This is a genomic window from Paenibacillus sp. ICGEB2008 (assembly GCF_000307675.1).
GTDB lineage: Bacteria > Bacillota > Bacilli > Paenibacillales > Paenibacillaceae > Paenibacillus > Paenibacillus polymyxa.
On the sequence record NZ_AMQU01000007.1, the window covers coordinates 443272 to 464857 of the forward strand.

Here is a 21586-nt window from a genome sequence, read left to right on the forward strand (position 1 = left end):
GACAGAGAGGGGAGTGTGTATGGACAAGAGTACGCATCTGAAAGACCGGATCATTGAAGAATATTGGATGAAAAAATGGTCTCAAGATCTGCCGCGGGAATTATTGCCTGTAAGCAAAAGCAAGTCTAACTATCAACCGGGAGCACGCAGAGAAACGCTAGAACGGGTTATTCCCAGGGAGACAATCCGCCAACTGGATCAAATGTCGAAAGGCTCGGAACTGGGACGTTTTATTTTGTTCTTGACGGCGCTGTCTGGGCTGCTTCATCGCTATTCGCAGTCAGAAGATATATGTATTGGCACGACGACGCTTGTACAGGCCCAATCCGAGCCAGGGAGTCTGCTTTTTCTCAAGCCTCGGGTTCAAGGAAGTCGAACGTGGCGTGAGCTAAACGAAGACATGAAGGCCGAGTTTTCCCGAACATTGAACCATCAGGCCAATTCTTTGTCCCTTCTCTATGACAAGTGGACATCTCTTCATGGGAGAGAGCTGCAAGAACTGTGGCAACTGGCATGTGTGGATGAGGGATTACAAACGGCGGTCGATGACCTGGATCGATTCGATCTGATAATCAAGCTTGTACCGAACGAAGAAGAAGGTCGGATACTGCAACTCGTTTATCGACCTGAGGTGTACTCGATGTCCTTGCTTGAATCCTTTGCTGCCAACTTGCTGTATGTTCTGGCTCAATGGCCTAAGAAATCAGCGGTTTCTCTGGAGGATGATGCGGCAAATATGCTGGCTCCACAGCAACGAGAGCTTCTAGTAAAGGGCTTAAATCAGACGGCTGTAGAACTGACGGATGTGAATATGCTGCATCAGTTGTTCGAAGAACAGGTGGTACAAACGCCTGAGCAAGCTGCTGTAGTCGAAGCAGAATATTGCATTAGTTACAGAGAGCTAAATGCAAGAGCCAATCAACTTGCCCGTGCTTTACAACGTCATGGAGTGGGTCCAGATGATATTGTCGGCATCATGACTGAGCCGACGGTGGAGATTATCGTAGCGATCCTGGCGGTACTAAAGGCAGGAGGTGCGTATTGTCCGATAGATCCGGCATTTCCAGCAGAGCGGGTACAGCAGCTTTTTACGGATAGTCGGATGGAGTTGCTGATTTCACCGTCACAGTATGTGGATACCCATCCTTTTCAAGGAACAGTGCTTGATCTGTCCAATCCCGCCTTCTATACAGGCGAGACGTCCAATCTGCCAGTTCAAGGCAGACCTGATCATATGGCGTATGTCATATATACATCAGGCTCGACTGGAACGCCCAAAGGCGTGATGATAGAGCATCAACATATTGTTAATCAATTGGCTGGGCTGAAACATAGCTATGATTTCCATGAAGAGTTGAGGCATGTTTTGATGGCTCCATTCACATTCGATCCTTCTGTGCAGCAGATTTTTTTGCCTTTAGCTACCGGAGGGACGTTGTACTTAGTTCCAAAAGAAGCCAAGACAGACCCAAGCGTCTTTTGGGGACTGATACGGAAGGAACGGATTAATGTGTTAAATACCGTTCCTTCACTAATGGAAGTGCTATTGGAGCAGGCACCGGATATTGAGCATCCTTTTGCTTTTATCATAATGGCAGGTGAGGTTTGCAGCGGCGAGCTGGTACAGCAATTACGCGATAAGCTGAACATAGACAAGCTGTTTAACATTTACGGCCCGACAGAAGCGGCTATTAATACGACTTTGTATGAATGCCAACCTGTAGAGCAACGGGCAACTCTACCCATAGGCAAGCCGCTATTAAATTATCAGGTGTATGTTCTAGATCCACAGCAACGCTTGCTGCCCTTTGGGGCGACTGGAGAGCTGTTCATCGCTGGAGCTGGATTGGCGCGAGGATACTTATACAATCCACGCTTGACGGACGAACGTTTTGTGCCGAACCCGTTTGGAATCCAAACAGAGCGGATGTACAAAACAGGCGATCTGGTGAGATGGTTGCCAGACGATAATCTGGAATTTATCGGCAGATCGGATGATCAGGTTAAAATCCGAGGAATGCGTGTGGAACTGGGAGAGATTGAGTCTCTTCTCAGAAGTCATCCGTCTATCAAAGAAGCGGTGGTCATCCCGCATGGATCAGGGGAGCACACCGAGGAACTTGCAGCCTTTTATACATTGAAGAGGCTGAAGACCTCGAAAGCATCTCCGTTAGGAACCAATGACATCCAATTGTACCTGAAGCAATATGTACCGGACTATATGGTTCCGGCACATGTAGTTTGTCTGGAGTCCATGCCTGTCACGGCAAATGGCAAGGTGGATAAAAAGGCGCTGCCTTTGCAACGGATTGGAGTAGCCCATACTCGTGCATATGTGGCACCACGTAATGAGTTGGAGGAACAACTGGCGGATATCTGGAAGAAGTTGCTGTCCGTGCCTGCCGTTAGTGTGGAGGACAGTTTTTTTGAAGCAGGTGGCAACTCGTTGTCTATCGTGCGACTGCAAAGCAGAATCCACCATTTACTGAAGACTCAGCTGACCATTCCGCAGCTTTTTACACATCATACGATCGCGATGCAGGCCAAAATCATTCAGTCCGGCGGTGTGGAGAAACCTATCAAACCCCTTCGCGAAATGGATACAAGACGGCAACATATCCACAGGGCTGAGCTTGGAGCCAAGGGAAGACACGGTGATGTTGCTGTGATTGGCATGGCTTGTCGTTTTCCCATGGCGGACAGTTGCGATGCCTTCTGGGACAATCTGTGTCGTGAAGTGGATGCTGTTCGCGACATTCCAACTCATCGGTTACAAGATATAGTTCATGGTTCAGATAATGTAGCTGGACAGTTAGGCTCGTTGCCGCAAGGGGCATATCTGGAGCAAATTGATGGATTCGATGCATCATTTTTTCATATAGCTCCTAATGAAGCACGAATGATGGACCCGCAGCAGCGCCTGCTGTTACAAGTTGTTTGGGAAGCAATGATGAATGCGGGATACTCGGAAAAAGAGGTGTACGGGTCGAAGACGGGAGTATTTGTAGGAACAGGTACACCGCAATATTTGGACCTGATGCCACAGATTGAGCCCTCTGCTATACCGGGGAATTTACAAGCTGTGATTGCCGGTAGGATTGCTTATGTCTTTAATTGGACAGGCCCGGCAGAGGTCATTAACACGGCCTGTTCCTCTTCACTCATGGCTGTGCATCATGCGGTACAGGAGATCACGTCTGGTGGCTGCGAAATGGCTGTGGCTGGCGGTGTCAATCTGTACCTGTCGATGGTAGATGAAAATCTCTTCAACATGGGAATCGCCGCGCCTGATGGCAAGACGAAAGCGTACGACGCATCGGCGGACGGTACAGGTGGTGGCGAAGGAGTAGGTGCTGTTGTACTCAAGTCACTGGAGCAGGCCGTGGCTGATGGTGATTATATTTACGCAGTGATCAAAGGAAGCGCGGCTAACTCGGATGGGCGATCCAACGGAATGACCGCTCCTAATGCCGCTGCGCAGGCTGATGTGATTGAGGAAGCCTGGAAGCGCGCGGGGATTGATCCACAGACAATTTCATATATCGAGACACATGGAACAGGCACCAAGCTAGGCGATCCTATTGAAATGGAAGGCATTGCGCGGGCTTTTGGACGCTATACAAATCGTAAACAGTTCTGTGCGGTAGGATCGGTCAAGAGCAATATCGGGCATCTGGATTCAGCAGCAGGGATTGCTGGGTTTATGAAGGCAGTGCTGGCCATGACCAAACGCCAGATTCCAGCATCCCTTCATTTTAAAGTGCCTAACCCGCATATTGATTTTGTCAATTCTCCGGTTTATGTCGCTCCGTCACTTCAGGAATGGATGCCTGAATGCGGGATTCGTCGTGCAGGTGTAAGCTCATTTGGTCTGAGCGGAACGAACTGCCATGTTGTATTGGAGGAATATACGCTCCAAAGAGAAGCTCCGCCTCCGGGCGAAGAATATTTGTTCACTTTGTCTGCCCGGACCGAACAAGCGCTCTACGCTTATGCCGAGAGGTTTGCGGCTTATTTGGGAAATAACCACGAAGCTTTGGCAGACATTTGTTACTGCACCAATATCAGTCGTGGAAACGATGCTTATCGTTTGGCTACCGTCGTCAGCTCGCAGGAAGAATTACAGCGTAAACTCAAGCTGTTTGCAGAGCAGGGCGATCAAAATGTGGCTTCCATATTACTAGATCGCGAACGAATATACGTAAATACGATAGGCAAAACAGGGGGAAATCCAGCGCCGTACAGAGTCCAGCCTGCGGAATCACTGGAACGTTTGGTGGAGGCTTATATGCAGGGCAGTGAGCTGGAGTGGGATGACTATTATCGCGGACAGAACCGGGTGCGTGTCCCTCTTCCAGGCTACCCGTTTGAAGAGAAGCGCTACTGGGTTGAACCTAAAGTTCAGCAATCACCGGATGTACCAGCCAGTGCGGAATTGATCGCTGACACGCAGAAGGGAGCTCCTGATTTCTGGCAGGCTACCGAGATGGTTTTTCAATTCGGTGAACGGTTATTGGAGGAGAGCGGATTCGCGGTAGTCCAGGGATATAAAGAGGCGGTTGATGAATTTGCGGCCCAGCTTATCATCGAACTATTCAGGCAATGGGGGACGCTCACAGAACCTGGAAAAGTATACAAAGAGTCTGAAATGCTGCATACGATAGGGATCACCTCCACATATCAGCGTCTCTTCCGGTTCATGCTGCGTTTCGTAGAGAAGCAGGGCCACGTCCGCTTGGACGGTGAAAATATAATGCTGACCGTTGATCAGTCAGTTCCCGACCTGTCGGTGTTATGTACCCAATACATCGAGCAATATCCGGCATTTGCTGGAACCTTCAAGGTGTTGAAGTATTGTCTGGACGCCTATCCGGCTGTATTAACGGGGAAAAGATCGCCTTTGAGTGTACTGTTTCCCGATGGCACACCGCAATTTCTGGAGGGCTTTGCCAATCAGGGACGTACCCTGGGCGATCTGTGTGAGACGATGGCGCTGGACGCATTAAGGCAGCATATTTTAGCACAAGCGGGAAAACGGCTCCGCATTCTGGAAGTCGGGGCTGGCTCGGGAACGGTGGGTAAGGTCCTTTTTCCAGCTATAGCAGGTCACCAAGTGGAGTATTGCTATACCGATTTGGGACGAGGCATCATTTTGGAAGCACAAAAGCAGTTTGCAGCGTATCCGTTTGTTCAATATCAGACTTTTAATATTGAAGAGGATCCTTTGGCGCAAGGCTTTGTGCCGGAACAGTTTGATATCATTATTGGTCTGAATGTGATTCATGCCACGAGCCGTTTGCGAACCTCCTTGTCCCAGTTGAAAAAGGTACTTGCCCCTGGTGGAGCCCTGTTTATGATCGAAAAGGTGCAGAACGAGCCTGCGGAAAATCTCGTGTGGGGAATGACAGAGGGATGGTGGCTGTTCGAAGATCAGGATATACGAAAGGATTCTCCACTGGTTCCGACGGAAACATGGGAGCAGTTGTTGAAGGAAGAGCAATTCACGGAAGTACGGACCTTCCCTGTGCGTTTGTCAAACCGGGACAAGGCGGAGACCGCACTGATTATCGGTCGAATGAGTGAACAAGCACAGGTAAGTACAATCGAAGATTTAATGTACCGTGTTCGGTGGACTCCAAAAGAACTGAAGAAGACAAGAGAAGGTGCACTGGCTCAGGGGAACTGGCTAATCTTTAAAGACAAGCTGGGAATTGGTGACGAGCTGGCGCTTCGATTGGCGCATTCTGGTCATCAGGTGGTGATCGTAGAGACGGGGCAAATGTTTGAAAAACAGAGCCATCATCAATACACCATCCGGGCAGGGGTAGAAGCAGATTACCTTCAACTCATGAGTGAACTGAGACAACGTAATCAGCACCTGAACGGAATCGTTCATCTCTGGACTTGCACAGATCTCCCGTTAATTCCAGTCAATATTGAAACTGTTGATGTTGCTTTGGAGTCAGGTGTTTATAGCCTTTATTTTCTGACTAAAGCATTACTGCATCAGGGCTTACATGAAACGCTCGATTTGCGAGTGGTCTCGAACTTTACACAGCGGATTTCGGATGAACAGTATATATCACCTGAAAAATCTGCGATTCACGGTTTAGTGAAGGTTATTTCTCAGGAGCATCCACAATTGCAATGTTTCGGACTGGATGTTGATACGATCCATCACACAAGGGAGCAAGTTGCGGATCTGATCATGACCGAGCTGCAAGAAAATAAAACAGACTCATTCGTTGTCATCCGTCAGGAACGATATATCCAAGGCATGGCTCGTCTGGAATCGGACATGGTAAGCACCCCGGATACCCGGAATCATCCGAATATTCCAGCTCGGCGTTCCGTCACCATTCGTCCGGGTGCGGTGTATATCGTGACTGGTGGTGCAGGAGGCTTGGGACTTGAGGTCTGCCGGTATTTGTCCCAGCAAGCCCCGATCCATCTGGTCATTCTGAATCGGACAGAGCTGCCGGAAAAAGAGCATTGGTCACAAATTATAAATGATCCGGTGGAAAGACAAGCTGATGCTGCAACTTATCGTAAGTTGTCAGCCTTTGTAGATATGGAAAAACACGGCTCACAGGTCCATTACTACGCGGGAGATGTGTCTGATTTTAGGCAGGTGCAGCTGATTTTTGAAGATGTGCAAGCTCGTTTTGGCCCCGTTAAAGGAGTGGTTCATTGCGCAGCAGCTAGCGGCGATACCAGCCGGCCGCTGGAAGTTCAGAATAGGGATGACTTTAGGAAGGTACTTTGCCCTAAAATTCATGGCACGTTAGTACTGGATAAGCTTCTTGCTGAGCAAGAGACAGATTTCTTCGTTCTCTTCTCTTCGGTAGCTTCGCTATGGGGCGGAGCTGGCGGTGGTGATTATGCGGCTGCCAACACTTTTATGGATGCCTTCAGCGCACAGCGGAACATGCGGGGGCAAACGACGTTGGCAATCAACTGGTACGCATGGGAGGGACTTACAGGACCAGGCTGTATGGATTATATGCCTGTACCGGATGCACTGGCTGCTTTCCACATGAGCTTGTCTTGTCCGCTGGATCAAGTGGCTATTGGCAAGTTTGATACACAGAAGCTCCGTGAATGGGCGCCGATGATGAAAATTCAGCTTGCACCGGATATGCTGACGGATCGACATCGAGCTGTACCGCAATCCACTAAGGAGGTAGGAGCTCCGTCATTCGTCAAGCCTAACCGTTTGGTGACAGATGTGAAGGTCAGTCTGAAAGGGAAATCGACAGAACCTTACACAGAATTGGAACAGCAGATTGCTCAAATTTGGGCCGAGGTGCTGGGATACGAGGAAATTGATGTGAGTCAACATTTTTTTGAAATTGGTGGGGATTCCCTGCTTATTTTAAAAGTGCTGAGTCTTCTGAATGAACGGGTTGATCCTGAAGTGGAGGCCGGAGACCTGTTCTCATACGGTACAGTTTCACAGCTGGCGCAATTTATAGAAGGCAGGCTTGCTGCCAGTACGAGAGAAGTGATAACCGAAGGCCCGCAATCATCGGTCAAAGCTTCTGACCTTGACCATGCGGATGAGGATTTGCGGAGTCTGATCAAGCGGGTAAAGGAGGACGCTATTTCAGTGGATGAGGCTATGAAAGGATATGAAAGCATATGAGGGATACGTTTGTTGAAGCCATTTTGCAGCTTGTAGCCAAACAGGAATTATCTGAAGAGCATGCGTATTCTCTGATCAAGCAATATCAAGTTCAGCTCAAAGCTGCGTCATCGTCTGCAGTCCACGAGGGGATAAACCGCAACAGGGATATAGCCATCATCGGCGTAGCTGGACGATTCCCGCAAGCAGATACCAAGGAGCAATATTGGAACAATCTGGTTCATGGTCTGAATGGGATACGAACGTTTCCAAGCTCACGTTTGGAACTGATCCGTCCTTTTTTGGATGAACACAATCAAGGGCCGTATATGCCAGCAGGCTATCTAGACGAAATAGATACGTTTGACGCTGCATTCTTTAATATTCTTCCAGGGGAAGCCAAATATATGGACCCACAGCAGCGTATGTTTATGGAAACCGGCTATGAGGCCATTGAGGATGCAGGTTATGGCGGAGAACGTATCCGTGGCTCACGGATGGGCGTATATGTCGGCTATAGTGAAGCGAGGTACAAGGAGCTGATCGAAAGTGATTCATCCACCGCTTTTGTCGGGAATTTTCCGCCCGTGATCGCAAGCCGTCTGGCTTATGCCTTGAATCTATCTGGGCCTGCACTCAGTGTAGCGACCGCCTGCTCCTCCTCTCTTGTCGCTTTGCATCTTGCATGTGAAGGATTGCTTGCTGGAGATTGCAGTATGGCTTTGGTGGGCGGAGTAGCCATTGGCGCTTTACCCACCAGATTGGAACCGGGAGGGCTTGGGATCACCTCGTCGCAAGGACAATCACGCAGCTTCGACGCTGATGCCGATGGTACGGGATGGGGTGAAGGTTGTGGCGTTGTTCTAATCAAGCCACTGGAACAAGCTGAGAAGGATCACGATTATATTTACTCGGTGATTAAAGCAAGTGCTATCAATCAGGATGGTGCTTCCAACGGATTGGCATCCCCGAATGCCCGAGCCCAGGAAGAAGTGATTGTAGAGGCTTGGAAGCGTGCAGGCATTGATCCGTCGACGATCTCTTACATTGAGGCTCATGGAACAGGGACCAAAATTGGAGATCCGATTGAAATCAAAGGGATTACAAATGCTTTTCGCAGGTATACGCAAAAAAGACAATTTTGTGGAATCGGCTCAGTCAAAAGCAATATCGGTCATCTGGATTCGGTCTCGGGCATGGCAGGGCTAATTAAAATGATTCTGGCTTTACAGCATAAAAAACTTCCGCCTACCCTGCATTTTGCGTATCCCAATCCGTTGATGAACTTGCATAGTTCTCCGGTCTATATTCATACAAAGCTAGCTGATTGGCGAAGTGAGGACGGGATTCCGCTGAGAGCGGGTATCAGTTCATGGGGATTAAGCGGTACAAATTGTCACGTGGTGCTGGAGGAGTATCCGGTCAGCAGGCCCTCATTATCATCGTCCTCCGATGTACCTTGCAGTGAGGAACGAGTATTTACGCTTTCGGCATATAGTGAGGATTCACTGCGAAGATTGACTGCCCGATATATTGATTTTTTGGAGAGTGACGATATTCCGTCTTTGGAAAATATCTGTTATGTCCTGAACACGGGCAGAGAGCATCATGCTTATCGATTGGCAATTCCAGTTTCGGATCGGATCAGTCTTTGCTCAAAGCTGCGCCAGGCTTATAACGCATTGGTCTGTCAGGATGGAACAGGGCTGGAGCAACAGGGGATTTTTTGCACTATATATAGCGAGCCCCTGCCCCTGGCAGAAATGACGCTGGATACAGATGCACGAATGATTGCCCGGCGATATGTTAACGGAGAGAACAGACGCTGGTTGGAGGATTATTCGGCAGACGGATGTGTCAAAGTTCCTTTGCCTACATACGCCTGGGACAAGCAGCGCTACTGGGTAGAGCCGCCGATCCAACGTCGAAGCCGTGGTCGTAACGAACAGTTGACAGCCTATAACGAAGTACGTGTTTCCTTTCGTGATGGGTATGTTCCGACGGAAACGGAAGACAGGCTGGCACGCATTTGGGGACGGATTTTGGGTATTGACGAGCTCTCTATAGATGCTGATTTCTTCGAATTGGGTGGAGACTCACTGCTGGCTACGGATCTGATTACAGCCATCAGTCAGGTGTTCCACACGAGAATTACATTGGTTGATTTGTTTGGACACCCTTGTATTCGTGAGCTTGCCAAGCTTGTTTCAGGAGGAGAAACAACGGATTACCCGTCTATCGAACCAGTGTCTCCACAAGCATTTTACCCCGTATCCAACGCACAGCGGCGTCAGTTTATTCTGAAGCAGCTGGCAGAAGATAATTTGAGCTACAACATGCCCGGAGCGGCTATGATCACTGGGCGTTTGGACGTGGAGCGCTTAAAAGACGCATTTGCTGCGATCATTCATCGTCATGAATCCTTTCGGACAGTGTTTGATGTCGCAGAGGATGAAATTGTGCAAAGTGTTCTTCCGGAAGCTGAGCTTGCGATATCACTGGGAGTGGCTTCAGAAGAAGCCGATGTGCAAAAGCTGATGGAAGAATTTGTACAGCCGTTTTCCTTGGGAGAGGCGCCTTTACTTCGTGTATGCTTGCTGCGATTAACGGATCAGCGTGATGAAGAGGACAAGCATTTGCTGATGTTTGACATGCATCATATTGTTTCAGATGGTGTTTCCATGGAAATCCTCATTCGGGAATTTACCAGTCTTTATAGCGGGCAGAGCTTGCCACCGCTACGTATTCAGTATAAGGACTATGCAGTATGGCAAAATGCTTTTCTGCACAGCGAGCAGTTGCTGAAACAGGAGAAATTTTGGCTGAAGACGTTAACGGAAGGGCGGGAGGCAGGACTACCGGTTCTGAATCTGCCCAGTGATTATCCACGGCCGCCTGTGATGACTTTTGAAGGGGGCATGTATTCGTTCACGATTGACAAGGTAGCTGCTGACCGCTTGCGAGCCCTGGGACAAGAACACGGGGCTACGCTATATATGACACTTCTGGCTGTATACAATGTGCTGCTGTATCAATACACAGGGCAGGAGGATGTCATTGTAGGTTCTCTCATTGCTGGAAGACGTTATACGGGGGTAGAGCATACGATAGGTCTTTTTACGAACTATTTGCCTATTCGTAATACTCCGGCAGGAGAGCGCTGCTTTACAGACTTTTTAAAGGAGGTGGCTCATCGGACTATAGCTGCGTATGATCATCAGGATTATCCATTTGAAAAGATGGTGGAGCACCTGGATCAGAAACGTGATCTTTCACGCAACCCTATTTTTGACACCATGCTTATTTTACATAATCAGGGGATGCAGAGGACCCAATTTACGATGGGAGATGTGACGCTGGACATGGTGGACTGGGCCAAACACAGCTCAACCATGGATTTGAAGCTCGACATTTTTCAAGGGATGCAGGGAGAGCTAAATTGCACCTTTGAGTATTATTCCCGGTTGTTTCACCAACAGACAATCACTACACTTGCACGACACTTGCTCAGCCTGATCGACCAGATTCTGGACCAGCCTGAACAAGCTTTGGCGGAGTACCGGATTTTTTCACCTGAGGAAGCGGACAACATGAAGCGGAAACGACGAGCAAAGGACTCCACTTTTGCGATTCCTCCGATTTGTCCGCGACCAGAGGCTGAGTGGCATCCTTTATCTTTTTACCAAAAGCAGTTATGGCGACATCGGGGATCAACTCCTCATGTGATCGTTTGTGCAGCGTGGACAGGCAAGGTGGATCAGACGTTATTTGTCAGGGTGTTGGAAGAACTGCAAGCCGAACACAGTACGCTCAGAATAATCTTCAGGGAAGAGATCTCCGAGCCGACTCAGCAGGTGAAGACACATCTTCCGTTGGATTACACATTCACGGATGTCATAGAGGAGGATGCAGCTTCTTGGGCGGATTCTAGTGTGGCTGCCGAGTATCGTAACCCGTTTGAGCCACGACAAGGGCCGCTGTATCGGGTTCGCTTGGGGTGTGACAACAACGAACGGTGCCAATTGATCGTGGCTGTTCATCCATTACTAATGGAATGTCTGGACATGAAAGATTGGCTGGAACGACTGTTTATCCGCTATTCCGCCGCTGTTACGGATTCGGTAGTGGATGCAGTCCACACATTTCAGCCCATACCGCAGATTGACTTTACCTATTGGCAGCATCAGTTGTTGCAGGAAGGATATTTGGAGCCGCAAAAAGCGTACTGGACCGAAGCTTTACGAAATCCGCTTCCTCAAATCGGATTGCCGTTCAAACGAGGAGAAGATGCTTCTGCAACGTCTGAATGGGATTCCATCGAGTTGACCCTCGCCACAGAGGAGACTGAGGCTCTGCACACTTTTGCCTCCAGTCATGATAGTAGTGTTACAGACATTTTATTCGCCTGTTATTTCCTGCTGCTGCGGCAATTGACGCAAGCGGAGGAGCTTTTGATCCATGTCGTTCATCCCGAGGGACATCCGGTGCAGGGGAGCGGAGTACCTTTACGCATCCAGCATCCTGTGCCAGTCAGAGTTTCAATGGAGGGGCTTTCGTCGTTTAATCCTTTGCTAGAAAAAGTGAAGGACAAGCATCAAGCTGCACTTCAAGCCGTTTTATATCCGTTTCATTTGCTGCTGGACCCTAATGTGTTGAAGAGCGGGGCGGAGGATTCAACCCGTTTTAACGTCATCTTTTGCGAAGAGGACTGCACGAGCTCTTTACCTGTGATAGGGGAAGTGGGATTACGTGTATATCCCTCAGAACCAGCAGCACTGCAACTGTCTGTTGTGAGATTAACAACCGGACTGACCTGTTCCCTGAGGTGGAATACCGCTTTGCTGGAATCTTCTTATGTTCACTCTATGTTGGAGAGGTATCACAAAATAATCAAGACCATTGCTGGTAGTGTGTCTAGCCTGTCCAAAGTATCCCATTAACGTGCGTTTCATTCAAAGGAGGCAATTACAAATGGAATTGAGATCATCTATTGAATTTTACGACAATCGGTTTTTAATGTTCGTTCTGGATCAAATGGCTTATGAATTTGAGAAAAACGGCTCCAAGGAGGTCATTCGGATGACCTTGGGAAAATCCGAGCTACCTTTGCACGAGGATATTATTCAGTCGATGAAGGATGCATTAGATACCTTTGAAAAAAGCTCGCTTGTATTCCCACCGGGCTTGCCGGAATTAAAGGAAGCTTTGGCGGAGGAATACAAGAAAACCTACGATCTGGATATTAACCCTAACAATATCTTGATTAATGTGGGCACCAGTGCCTTGTTCCGGAATTTGTTTTATTTATTAGCGAAAGAAGGGGATGAGGTACTGCTGCCGCGTCCGTATTATTCCCTGTATCATTTCTGCGCTCAATTGGTAGGGGCGAACGTTCGCTACTATGATATTAATCTGGATACGCTGGCACTCGATCTGGATTCCTTCAGGGAAAACTTCACGGATAAAACCAAAATTGTGGTAATTAATTCGCCTGGCAATCCGTTAGGCAATATTTTAACGAAAGAAGAACTGTACGCCATTGATGAAATCATCGACGGACAGGCTGTAGTCATTAATGATGAGATTTATGCCAATGTTTGCTTTGATGAACGAAGCACCTCGGTACTGGAGCTGACGGATACCAAATCAGCTTTTATTACGACGAATGCTTTCTCCAAAGGATACCGGATGTACAGTCGGCGCGTTGGCTACTGTATCGTTCCTGACGAGCTGGTCACACCGCTCACGGTCATACAGCATCATACCTTGTTGACAGCTGACCCTGTCGTGCAGTTTGGCGCGCTCGAAGCATTGGCGCATCCCGAAGAGATTGAGCAACTGGTCAGCCTGTACAGAGCAAGACGGGATTATACGGTGGAGCGGTTCAATGAGGTTCCACTCGTACGTGCCATTCCTGCTCAAGGTAGCTTTTACTTCACACTTGATTGTGAGAAATACATGGACGAGCACGGCATTGAGACAAGTTTGGAGCTGGCGGAACAAATAATGAGAGCCAAACAAGTGGCGACAGTGCCGGGTTCTGATTTTGGATTGCCGAAAATGCTGCGCCTGTCCTACTCTACAACGCGATACAACGAAGGCATAGACCGATTAGTGGACTTTTTCACAAATAGCTTGGTAGGTCAATCGGCTGGATCTGCTGCAATTCCGGTTCAGGAGTAGCTCCTATGGATCTAGATTTTGATGCATTTGAAATTCTATCGGCAAATGAGGAACGCGTCATTGCGGAGATGAATCAGACCAGCAAGGCTTATGAGGAACAGCTGACGATTCCTGATTTGTTTGTCCGTCAGGTCGCGAAAACCCCTCAGCATACTGCTATCGAAGAATATGGTTCTTCCATCACATATGCCGAACTGGAGGAACAAGCGAACCGAATGGCCCGCCTACTGTACGCAGTAGGTGTGCGGCCTAACCAGCGGGTAGCGGTGGTAGCGGAACGGGGAATTGAGCTTTTGGTGGCTGTTTTCGGTGTATTAAAAGCAGGGGCGGCCTATGTACCTATTGATCCGGATTATCCGAAAAAACGGATTCAATATATGCTGCGCGACAGTGCCTGCAGTGTGCTGATCACCGAGTCTGCCAAACTGCAGACGATGCTGGAAGATTTGCCGGAGAGTATGACGACCGCTGTCTGCCTCGACGAAACAAAGGTGCAAACAGATAAGCTGACTGTGTATCAACGATCGGATTGGGAGCACCAGGGAAAGGCTTCATGGCACTGTCCTGCCTGTGAAAATGATCTGGCATATCTGATTTACACCTCAGGCTCCACGGGAGATCCCAAAGGAGTCATGATGACGCATAAGGCTGTGCTGAACACGCTTTTTTGGTTGCAGGATACTTTCTGTCTGGCCGCAGCAGATGTGATTGCGCAGAAGACTTCCGCCAGCTTCACCGACTCGGTATGGGAGTTCTTCTGGCCCTTGATTTATGGAGCCAAGCTGTCCATTTTCAGTTCGGATACGGTCAAAGATCCACAAAGGCTCTATGAACAGCTGCGAGATGACAAGGTTACCATTACCCAGTTTGTTCCAGCCCAGATGAGTCTCTTTTTGGATGCGATTCCGACCGATGAGACAGACCATCCGCTGCCGGAACTAAAGTGGGTATTCAATGGAGGCGAAGCTTTGCTCGTCAATGGGGTGCGAGACTGGTACAGCACGTTCCAGGAAGCCAAGATTGCCAACATTTACGGCATGACCGAGTCAGCTATTTATGCAACCTGTTACCTGATTGACGCATCTCCGGCTGAAGGTGAGTTGAGTATTCCATTGGGCAGGCCGCTTGCGAACACGCATGTCTATATTTTGGATAAGGAGGGGCAGGTGTGCCCCTTTGAGGTCAAAGGCGAAATTTGTATCGGCGGCATTGGTCTGACGGCGGGGTACTGGAATAAGCCGGAAGCCACTGACAAGGCTTTTACCCAGCATCCCAAAACGGGCGAAAGATTATATCGTACGGGAGATCTGGGCTTGTTACGACCAGATGGCATCCTGGAGTACAGCGGACGTAAGGATGATCAGGTTCAGGTGCGAGGATATCGCGTAGAGCTGAAAGAAGTGGAACGGGCTGTATCTGTCTTTCCAGGGATTAAGGAAACGGCTGTAGTTGCCCAAACTGATGAGTTTGGTGTAACCAATCTTTTATGTTATTTTACATCGCTGGAAAAAGGGCTCGAAGTGGATGATCTGACAACTCACCTGCGTGAATTATTGCCTGAGTATATGATTCCAGGATTTTTTATGGAACTGCTGGAGATGCCGCTTACTCCTAACGGAAAGATTGATCGCAAAAATCTGCCACAGCCGGAGCGGCGAGTTCATCGTTCAACCGCATATGTGGCGCCCCGTAACGAGAGAGAACATATGCTGGCCAAAATCTGGGCCGGAATTTTAAATATAAGTCCGGAGGACGTCGGCATTCATGACAGTTTTTTTGAAATCGGCGGCAATTCCATCTCGATTGTTCGACTGCATCGTAAGATGCAACACGCGCTGGGCAGCAAGGCGACGGTCGCTGAGCTGTTCTCCTATCCTACGATTGCAGCGTATATGAATCATTTTGAAAATCAATCCAAGGATGACGAACAGCTGGATCAGGATCTCATGAGCCTGCTGGACCAAATTGAAGATGGCTCACTGGATGTAAGCCAGTCTATACGGGCGCTGGACCATCTGAAGGAGGGATAACATATGAAACGGGTTCAGAATTACTTGCTAGCTCAGGTGGCTGCAAAACATCTCTCCAAAACAGAAGCTCTGCCGATGCTAAAAGAGCTATTCGAAAATGAGGCCAAAACGGTAAAAGTCGATGATATTGCTGTTGTGGGGATGGCTTGCCGTTTTCCGGGGGCGAATGGAACGGATGAATTTTGGGATAATCTCGTAAACGGCATGGATGCCGTAAGAGAATTTCCGGAAAGTCGCAGAGCGGATGTAGATCGGCCTATTCGAGATTATTTTAAAGGCAAACGATATGCGCCTGAGATTAAGTATCGCAGAGGAGCGTATTTGGACCATATTGACCGTTTTGATGCAGAATATTTTAATATCACGCCAGCGGAAGCCCGTTGTATGGACCCTTTGCAGCGCATTTTCCTCGAAGTTACCTGGGAAGCACTGGAGGATGCTGGATACGCCGAAAAGGAATTGTATGGCTCACGGACCGGGGTGTACGTAGGGGATACGGATGCCGACTACTTGCAGTTGATTCAGAACATGGAGCCTTATGCTTTGCCCGGCAATACCATTTCAGTCGTAGCCAGTCGGGTGGCCTACTTGCTGAATCTCGCCAGCGGCAGTCATCTGATTGATACTGCTTGCTCGGCATCTTTGGCCGCTGTACATCATGCGGTTAAAGGGCTGATTACAGGAGATTGCGACATGGCTGTAGCTGGAGGACTAAACCTAACCCTGTTTCCTGTAGACGAGGGTCTGGTGGATATCGGCATTGCTTCTCCTGATTCTGTCGCTCGTACTTTCGATGCTGCAGCGAATGGAACTGTCTGGGGCGAGGGATTTGGAGTCATTGTACTGAAGACGCTGGAAAAGGCCAAGAAGGATCGGGATCATGTCTACGCCGTTATTAAAGGGAGTTCCATGAATTCAGATGGAAAGTCCAACGGTATTACCGCCCCAAGTGCCTTGGCTCAGACGGAGCTGATGAAGGAAGCTTGGCGCAATGCGGGCATACCCCCTGAAACAGTAACCTACATCGAGGCTCACGGTACAGGAACTCGTCTAGGTGATCCGATTGAGATCGAAGGCATTACCAATGCCTTCCGCAGCTACACGGACAAGCGGCATTTTTGTGCTCTGGGTGCGGTAAAAACAAACATCGGTCATTTGGACACCGCAGCTGGTATTGCGGGTCTGATCAAAACGGTGCTGTTGTTGCAAAAGAAGGAGATTCCGGCAACCCTACATTTTAACGAGCCGAATCCGCACATTAATTTCATCGAATCGCCTGTATATGTGAATACAGAGCTGGTTCCATGGGAGACGGAGGCAGGAGTACCACGGCGGGCGGGGGTCAGTGCTTTTGGTCTGGCAGGGACCAACTGCCATGTCATATTAGAAGAATATGAGCAGGATGAGCGGAGCCTGTCCGCCAGTGTAGAAGACGTGCCGTACGTATTTACGTTGTCTGCCAAGAGCAAAGCTTCCTTCAATGCTTTGGTTGACCGTTACCGTACATTTTTGGACCGTACAACTCATACACTGCCAGATATTTGTTTCACAAGCAATCAGGGACGCGGGCACTATGCTTATCGGCTTGCAATTGTAGCTACAAGCCTTGATGAGCTTAGGGAAGGGATAGAGCGTTTTGCAAACGCAGATGAAGCTGTGCGTCCAGCTTTGGCGGGAGAGAGGATTTATTATACCCGTCTGACAACCCGTGAAGAGAAAAGCTTTAAGGTGCAGCCCGACACCAGTCTGGAGCAGGTTGTAGATGAATATATGCAAGGTAGCGAGATCAATTGGGCTGCCCTGCATGATTTGGAGCAAAGGCGCCGTGTTCCTTTGCCTGTCTATCCATTTTCAGGAAAGCGGCATTGGGTGGAGTATATTCCCGAGCATGCGCTAGAGCACGAAGCGACTTCTCCAGCCATGAAATCTGAACCGGAGAAACAGGTGGATCATTGGTTTTATGAACTGAATTGGATAGCCAGTCCTCTCACGGATTCTACCCTCCCAGAGCGGCCTTCTGCCGGGAAATCTTGGCTTATTCTGGCGGATGAAGAAGGGGTCGCTGATTCACTTGGTGAGTTGATGAAGGCCCAAGGAGAAACGCCGATCATTGTAGAGGCTGCATCTGCTTTTTCGGTCGTAGATCCGGGACATTATCGGATTCGTCCCGGCTTTGCGGAGGATTATGCCAAGCTGCTTGCAGCCGTGGCAGAGTCCGAAACGCAAGGGGGAGCAGAGCTTGCTGGCATCGTGCATCTGTGGACATGTACCGAAATTCGTAGTCGCATGCGGAAACTCGACGATTTGAATGAAAGTCAGGAGCAAGGAGTTTTAAGTCTTTTTTATTTAATGAAGGCAGTGCAAGCAAGTTCGATTCATCGCTCGTTGGAAATCAAGGTCGTCTCGAACTACGCACAGCTGGTCGTAGCGGAGGATACATATGTGTTCCCGGAAAAAGCGCCTCTGTGGGGATTGATGAAGGTCGTTTCACAGGAATATAGCCAGCACCGTTGTAGCTGTATGGATGTAGAAACAATCGGACGGGAGAATTCCGACATCGCTCGGGAAATCATGTTGGAATTGAATCGGGATGAAGCAGATCAAGGTTCAGCATGGCGTGGCGGTCAGCGGTATACACAACAGCTGGAACGGATGCGGCTTGCAGCCCTTCCACGCCGCAAAATTACGCTACGCGAGGGCGGTGTCTATTTGATAGCCGGGGGAGCCGGTTCGGTAGGACTGGAGACTTGCCGCTATTTTGCCCGCCAGGCCAATGTAAAGCTAGTGCTGGTCAATCGGACAGAGCTTCCAGACCGGGGAACTTGGCAGGAACGAGCTGTAGGACCGGACACTTCTGCGATTGCGAAGAAAATCCGCCGACTGTTGGAGATTGAAAGCCTTGGCTCCGAAGTTAGCTACTATGCAGCAGATATCACGCACCTGGCTTCCATGAAGAAGGTCGTTGAGGATATACATGCACGTTACGGTCCAATTCAGGGGGTTATTAATGCCGCGATGCATTTGGAGGAGGTTCGTCTGGAACAGATGGATACCGCCGCATTTCAGCGAACCATGGAAGCCAAGGTGACCGGAACATGGGTGTTGAACGAGGTGACCAAGGAGCAGACGCTGGACTTTTACATTCTGTTCTCGTCAGTGGCTTCGCAACTGGGAGGCGTAGGTTTGGGCAGCTATGCTGCTGCGAATGCATTTCTGGATCAGTATGCCCACTATCAGAGCCGTCGCGGCATGGAAGTGATGGCGATCAACTGGTCGGATCTGGAGATGGGGGATACACCGAACGAACTGATGGATCAACGTATGTTATCTCAGCCGATTTCGTCCGAGGACTATGGAAAGCTGCTTGATCGGCTTTTGCAATATAAACTGACCCAAGCGGTCATCGCCAACATTCGCAGCCAGAAGCTGGCTCAAGTGCTGACGCTGCTCAAGGTTCACTTTTCCCCAGACTTAACAAAGGAAATTACAGAGCAAGCACAGGGACATAACGAGCAAGAGTCAGAAGCCTACAGCCATCTGCTGGAGTCCTATCAGGAGCTGAAGCAGTTCATTACTTCTAATGAAGCTCTGAACGATATGATTCAGCGAAATGTGAAGCTGGGTGCTAAATTTGTTTCTTTTGAGGAAGAGCTATTTCATACGCTACAGCCCAAGTCACAGCTTGCGAACACTGGAGTGTACATGCAGTCTCACATCCAAGTGACCTTGATCGGTCGTGACGGAGAGGTCTATTCGGAAACGGAACGGCAGCTAGGTCAGATTTGGGGCGAGGTGCTAGGACATGAGGAAATTAGCATACACCAGGACTTTTTTGAAAATGGAGATTCCCTGATGCTGATGAGTGTCATTGCTAAAATCAAAGACCAGCTGGCCATAGATGTGCCGATTCAGGTCTTTTTTCAGGAGCCGACAGTGGCCGGGCTGGGAACTTGGATCGATGAATCCAATCGCAGCGGTTCTGAAGAGGAAGATATCATTCCGGTATTACCACGTCATTTTGCTGAGGCTGAACAATAAAACGGGTTTGTGTTGGGCTAACAGGTGAGGAGTGAAAGGAACATGTTATTCTGCGGACTGAAATTAACGCATGATGGTAGTGTAGCCTTGATTGAGGATAACAAGCTTATTTTCAGCTATGAAGTTGAAAAATTCAATAACAACAAACGCTACAGCGAAATTCCTGATTTAGATTTTGTTGAAGAAGCACTTAACCTGCATGGCTATACCTCGGCAGATGTGGATCGGTTTGTTATTGACGGCTGGGCCGGATTGAAGGAAAGCAGGGTGGATACGCGTTCTCATGGGCAGGAGTTGTCCCTTTCGGTTGCGCCTTACCGCGAAGTATCGCTTTCAGCGGACGCACTCCAAGCCTATTCGGGCAGTGGACTTGTTATTGGAGAGAAATCCTTCGATTATACCAGCTATATGCATGCAACCACACATATCGCCAGCACCTATTGTGCGAGCCCTTATGCGGTGAACAAGGAGCCGTCTTACGCGCTTGTATACGATGGAGGTATGTACCCGCGTTTTTATTACTTTGATCCAGCGAACGAAAGATTAGAAAACCTGGGCCCTCTCTTCATGTACATCGGCAACATTTATTCACTGTTTTCGCTGCACTTTGAGCCTTTCCTTCGCGGAGGACAAGGACCACGTGTGGATGATCTTTCGGTAGCGGGCAAGGTTATGGCCTATATAGCAAGGGGCGGGTACGTTCAGAGCTGCTCGAGCAGTTTGAGTTGACGTATGCGCGGCATTTTTCACCCTCCATGGAGTTTAACTGGACCTTTTCCCAGGAAATCAAGCGATATGTAGATGAGCATCATATTCCGCATGCAGACGCTTTGGCGTCTTTCCATCAGTATTTGGAGCAGCTTCTTGTAACCTCGCTGGAGGCGAGTGTGACCAAGCATGGGCGCAAAACAAAGAACTTTTGCTTTATAGGAGGCTGTTCTCTGAATATTAAATGGAACAGTGCGATTCGAGAAAGCGGGTTATTTGATGATGTGTTTGTTTCTCCATTTACGAATGACACAGGCTCGGCCATTGGTGCTGCTTGTTGTGAGATGATTCATCAGACAGGTCATCCCCATTTGAATTGGTCTGTATACAGCGGGCCGATGGTCATCCAAAATGATCCAGCGGAAGGCTGGGAATCACGTGCTTGTACGGTGTCACAGCTCGCAGAGCTGCTGCATACGACAGATGAGCCGGTTGTCGTGCTGAATGATCGGGCGGAACTGGGACCACGTGCGCTGGGGAATCGCAGTATACTGGCAGCTGCCGTTCGACCGGATATGAAAGACCGCCTAAATGCCATTAAGCAACGGGAGGACTATCGTCCAGTCTCACCAATCTGTATAGAGGAGCATGCGCCTGCTATTTTTTCGCCAGGAACCCGCGATCCGTATATGCTGTTTGACCATATGCTGCGTGACGAATGGGTGGAACGCATTCCGGCAATCCGTCATCTGGATGGCACAGCACGCTTGCAAACAGTAAGTCGGGAGGACAATCCGCTAATTTATGATTTGCTGCATACGTACGAGAAATTAAGCGGTATTCCAGTCCTGTGCAATACCAGTGCCAATCTGCTTGGCAGCGGTTTTTTCCCGGATGTGCGTTCTGCATCCGAGTGGAACGGAACCCGATATGTCTGGTGCAATGAAACGTTATACGAAAAGCAGTAGCCTATCCTCGAATAATGTACAAGATGGAGGTTTAG

Annotated in this window: 7 protein-coding genes; all 7 read left to right on the forward strand. The window is 49.0% G+C overall.

Going from position 1 to position 21586, the window contains the following annotated elements; all coding sequences use genetic code 11:
- The first annotated feature begins 19 nt into the window (after positions 1-19).
- The 7 genes from C400_RS0106795 to C400_RS28405 are packed head-to-tail and all read left to right on the forward strand — an operon-like array spanning position 20 to position 21551.
- Positions 20-7645, forward strand: coding sequence for a non-ribosomal peptide synthetase (locus tag C400_RS0106795; RefSeq protein WP_017426434.1), 7626 nt, complete (start codon positions 20-22; stop codon positions 7643-7645).
- Positions 7642-12564 (forward strand): condensation domain-containing protein, encoded by a 4923-nt coding sequence (locus C400_RS0106800; RefSeq protein WP_017426435.1) that lies wholly within the window; start codon positions 7642-7644, stop codon positions 12562-12564. The genes C400_RS0106795 and C400_RS0106800 overlap by 4 nt, the downstream gene beginning before the upstream one ends.
- Positions 12565-12595: 31 nt before the next feature.
- Complete coding sequence (locus C400_RS0106805; protein WP_017426436.1) at positions 12596-13807, forward strand: pyridoxal phosphate-dependent aminotransferase; 1212 nt, start codon at positions 12596-12598, stop codon at positions 13805-13807.
- A 5-nt stretch (positions 13808-13812) separates the two neighbouring features.
- Positions 13813-15837, forward strand: a complete 2025-nt coding sequence (locus C400_RS0106810; protein ID WP_017426437.1) for a non-ribosomal peptide synthetase — start codon at positions 13813-13815, stop codon at positions 15835-15837.
- 3 nt (positions 15838-15840) lie between these two features.
- On the forward strand, positions 15841-19875 hold the full coding sequence (locus C400_RS0106815) for a type I polyketide synthase (protein WP_017426438.1): 4035 nt from the start codon (positions 15841-15843) through the stop codon (positions 19873-19875).
- A gap of 42 nt (positions 19876-19917) precedes the next feature.
- The gene (locus tag C400_RS27505) at positions 19918-20604 is read left to right on the forward strand and encodes a carbamoyltransferase N-terminal domain-containing protein (protein WP_269800339.1); all 687 of its coding nucleotides are present in this window, start codon (positions 19918-19920) and stop codon (positions 20602-20604) included.
- A 26-nt stretch (positions 20605-20630) separates the two neighbouring features.
- Positions 20631-21551 carry a carbamoyltransferase C-terminal domain-containing protein gene (locus tag C400_RS28405; RefSeq protein WP_269800340.1) on the forward strand — a complete coding sequence of 307 codons (921 nt, stop codon included), beginning with the start codon at positions 20631-20633 and terminating at the stop codon, positions 21549-21551.
- The last annotated feature ends 35 nt before the right edge of the window (positions 21552-21586 follow it).

Excerpts from the sequence above, each read along its gene's own strand:
- C400_RS0106805 (WP_017426436.1), top strand. The coding sequence starts at position 12,596 with ATGGAATTGAGATCATCTATTGAATTTTACGACAATCGGTTTTTAATG.
- C400_RS0106800 (WP_017426435.1), top strand. The coding sequence starts at position 7,642 with ATGAGGGATACGTTTGTTGAAGCCATTTTGCAGCTTGTAGCCAAACAG.
- C400_RS28405 (WP_269800340.1), top strand. The coding sequence starts at position 20,631 with ATGGAGTTTAACTGGACCTTTTCCCAGGAAATCAAGCGATATGTAGAT.
- C400_RS0106810 (WP_017426437.1), top strand. The coding sequence starts at position 13,813 with ATGGATCTAGATTTTGATGCATTTGAAATTCTATCGGCAAATGAGGAA.
- C400_RS27505 (WP_269800339.1), top strand. The coding sequence starts at position 19,918 with ATGTTATTCTGCGGACTGAAATTAACGCATGATGGTAGTGTAGCCTTG.
- C400_RS0106815 (WP_017426438.1), top strand. The coding sequence starts at position 15,841 with ATGAAACGGGTTCAGAATTACTTGCTAGCTCAGGTGGCTGCAAAACAT.
- C400_RS0106795 (WP_017426434.1), top strand. The coding sequence starts at position 20 with ATGGACAAGAGTACGCATCTGAAAGACCGGATCATTGAAGAATATTGG.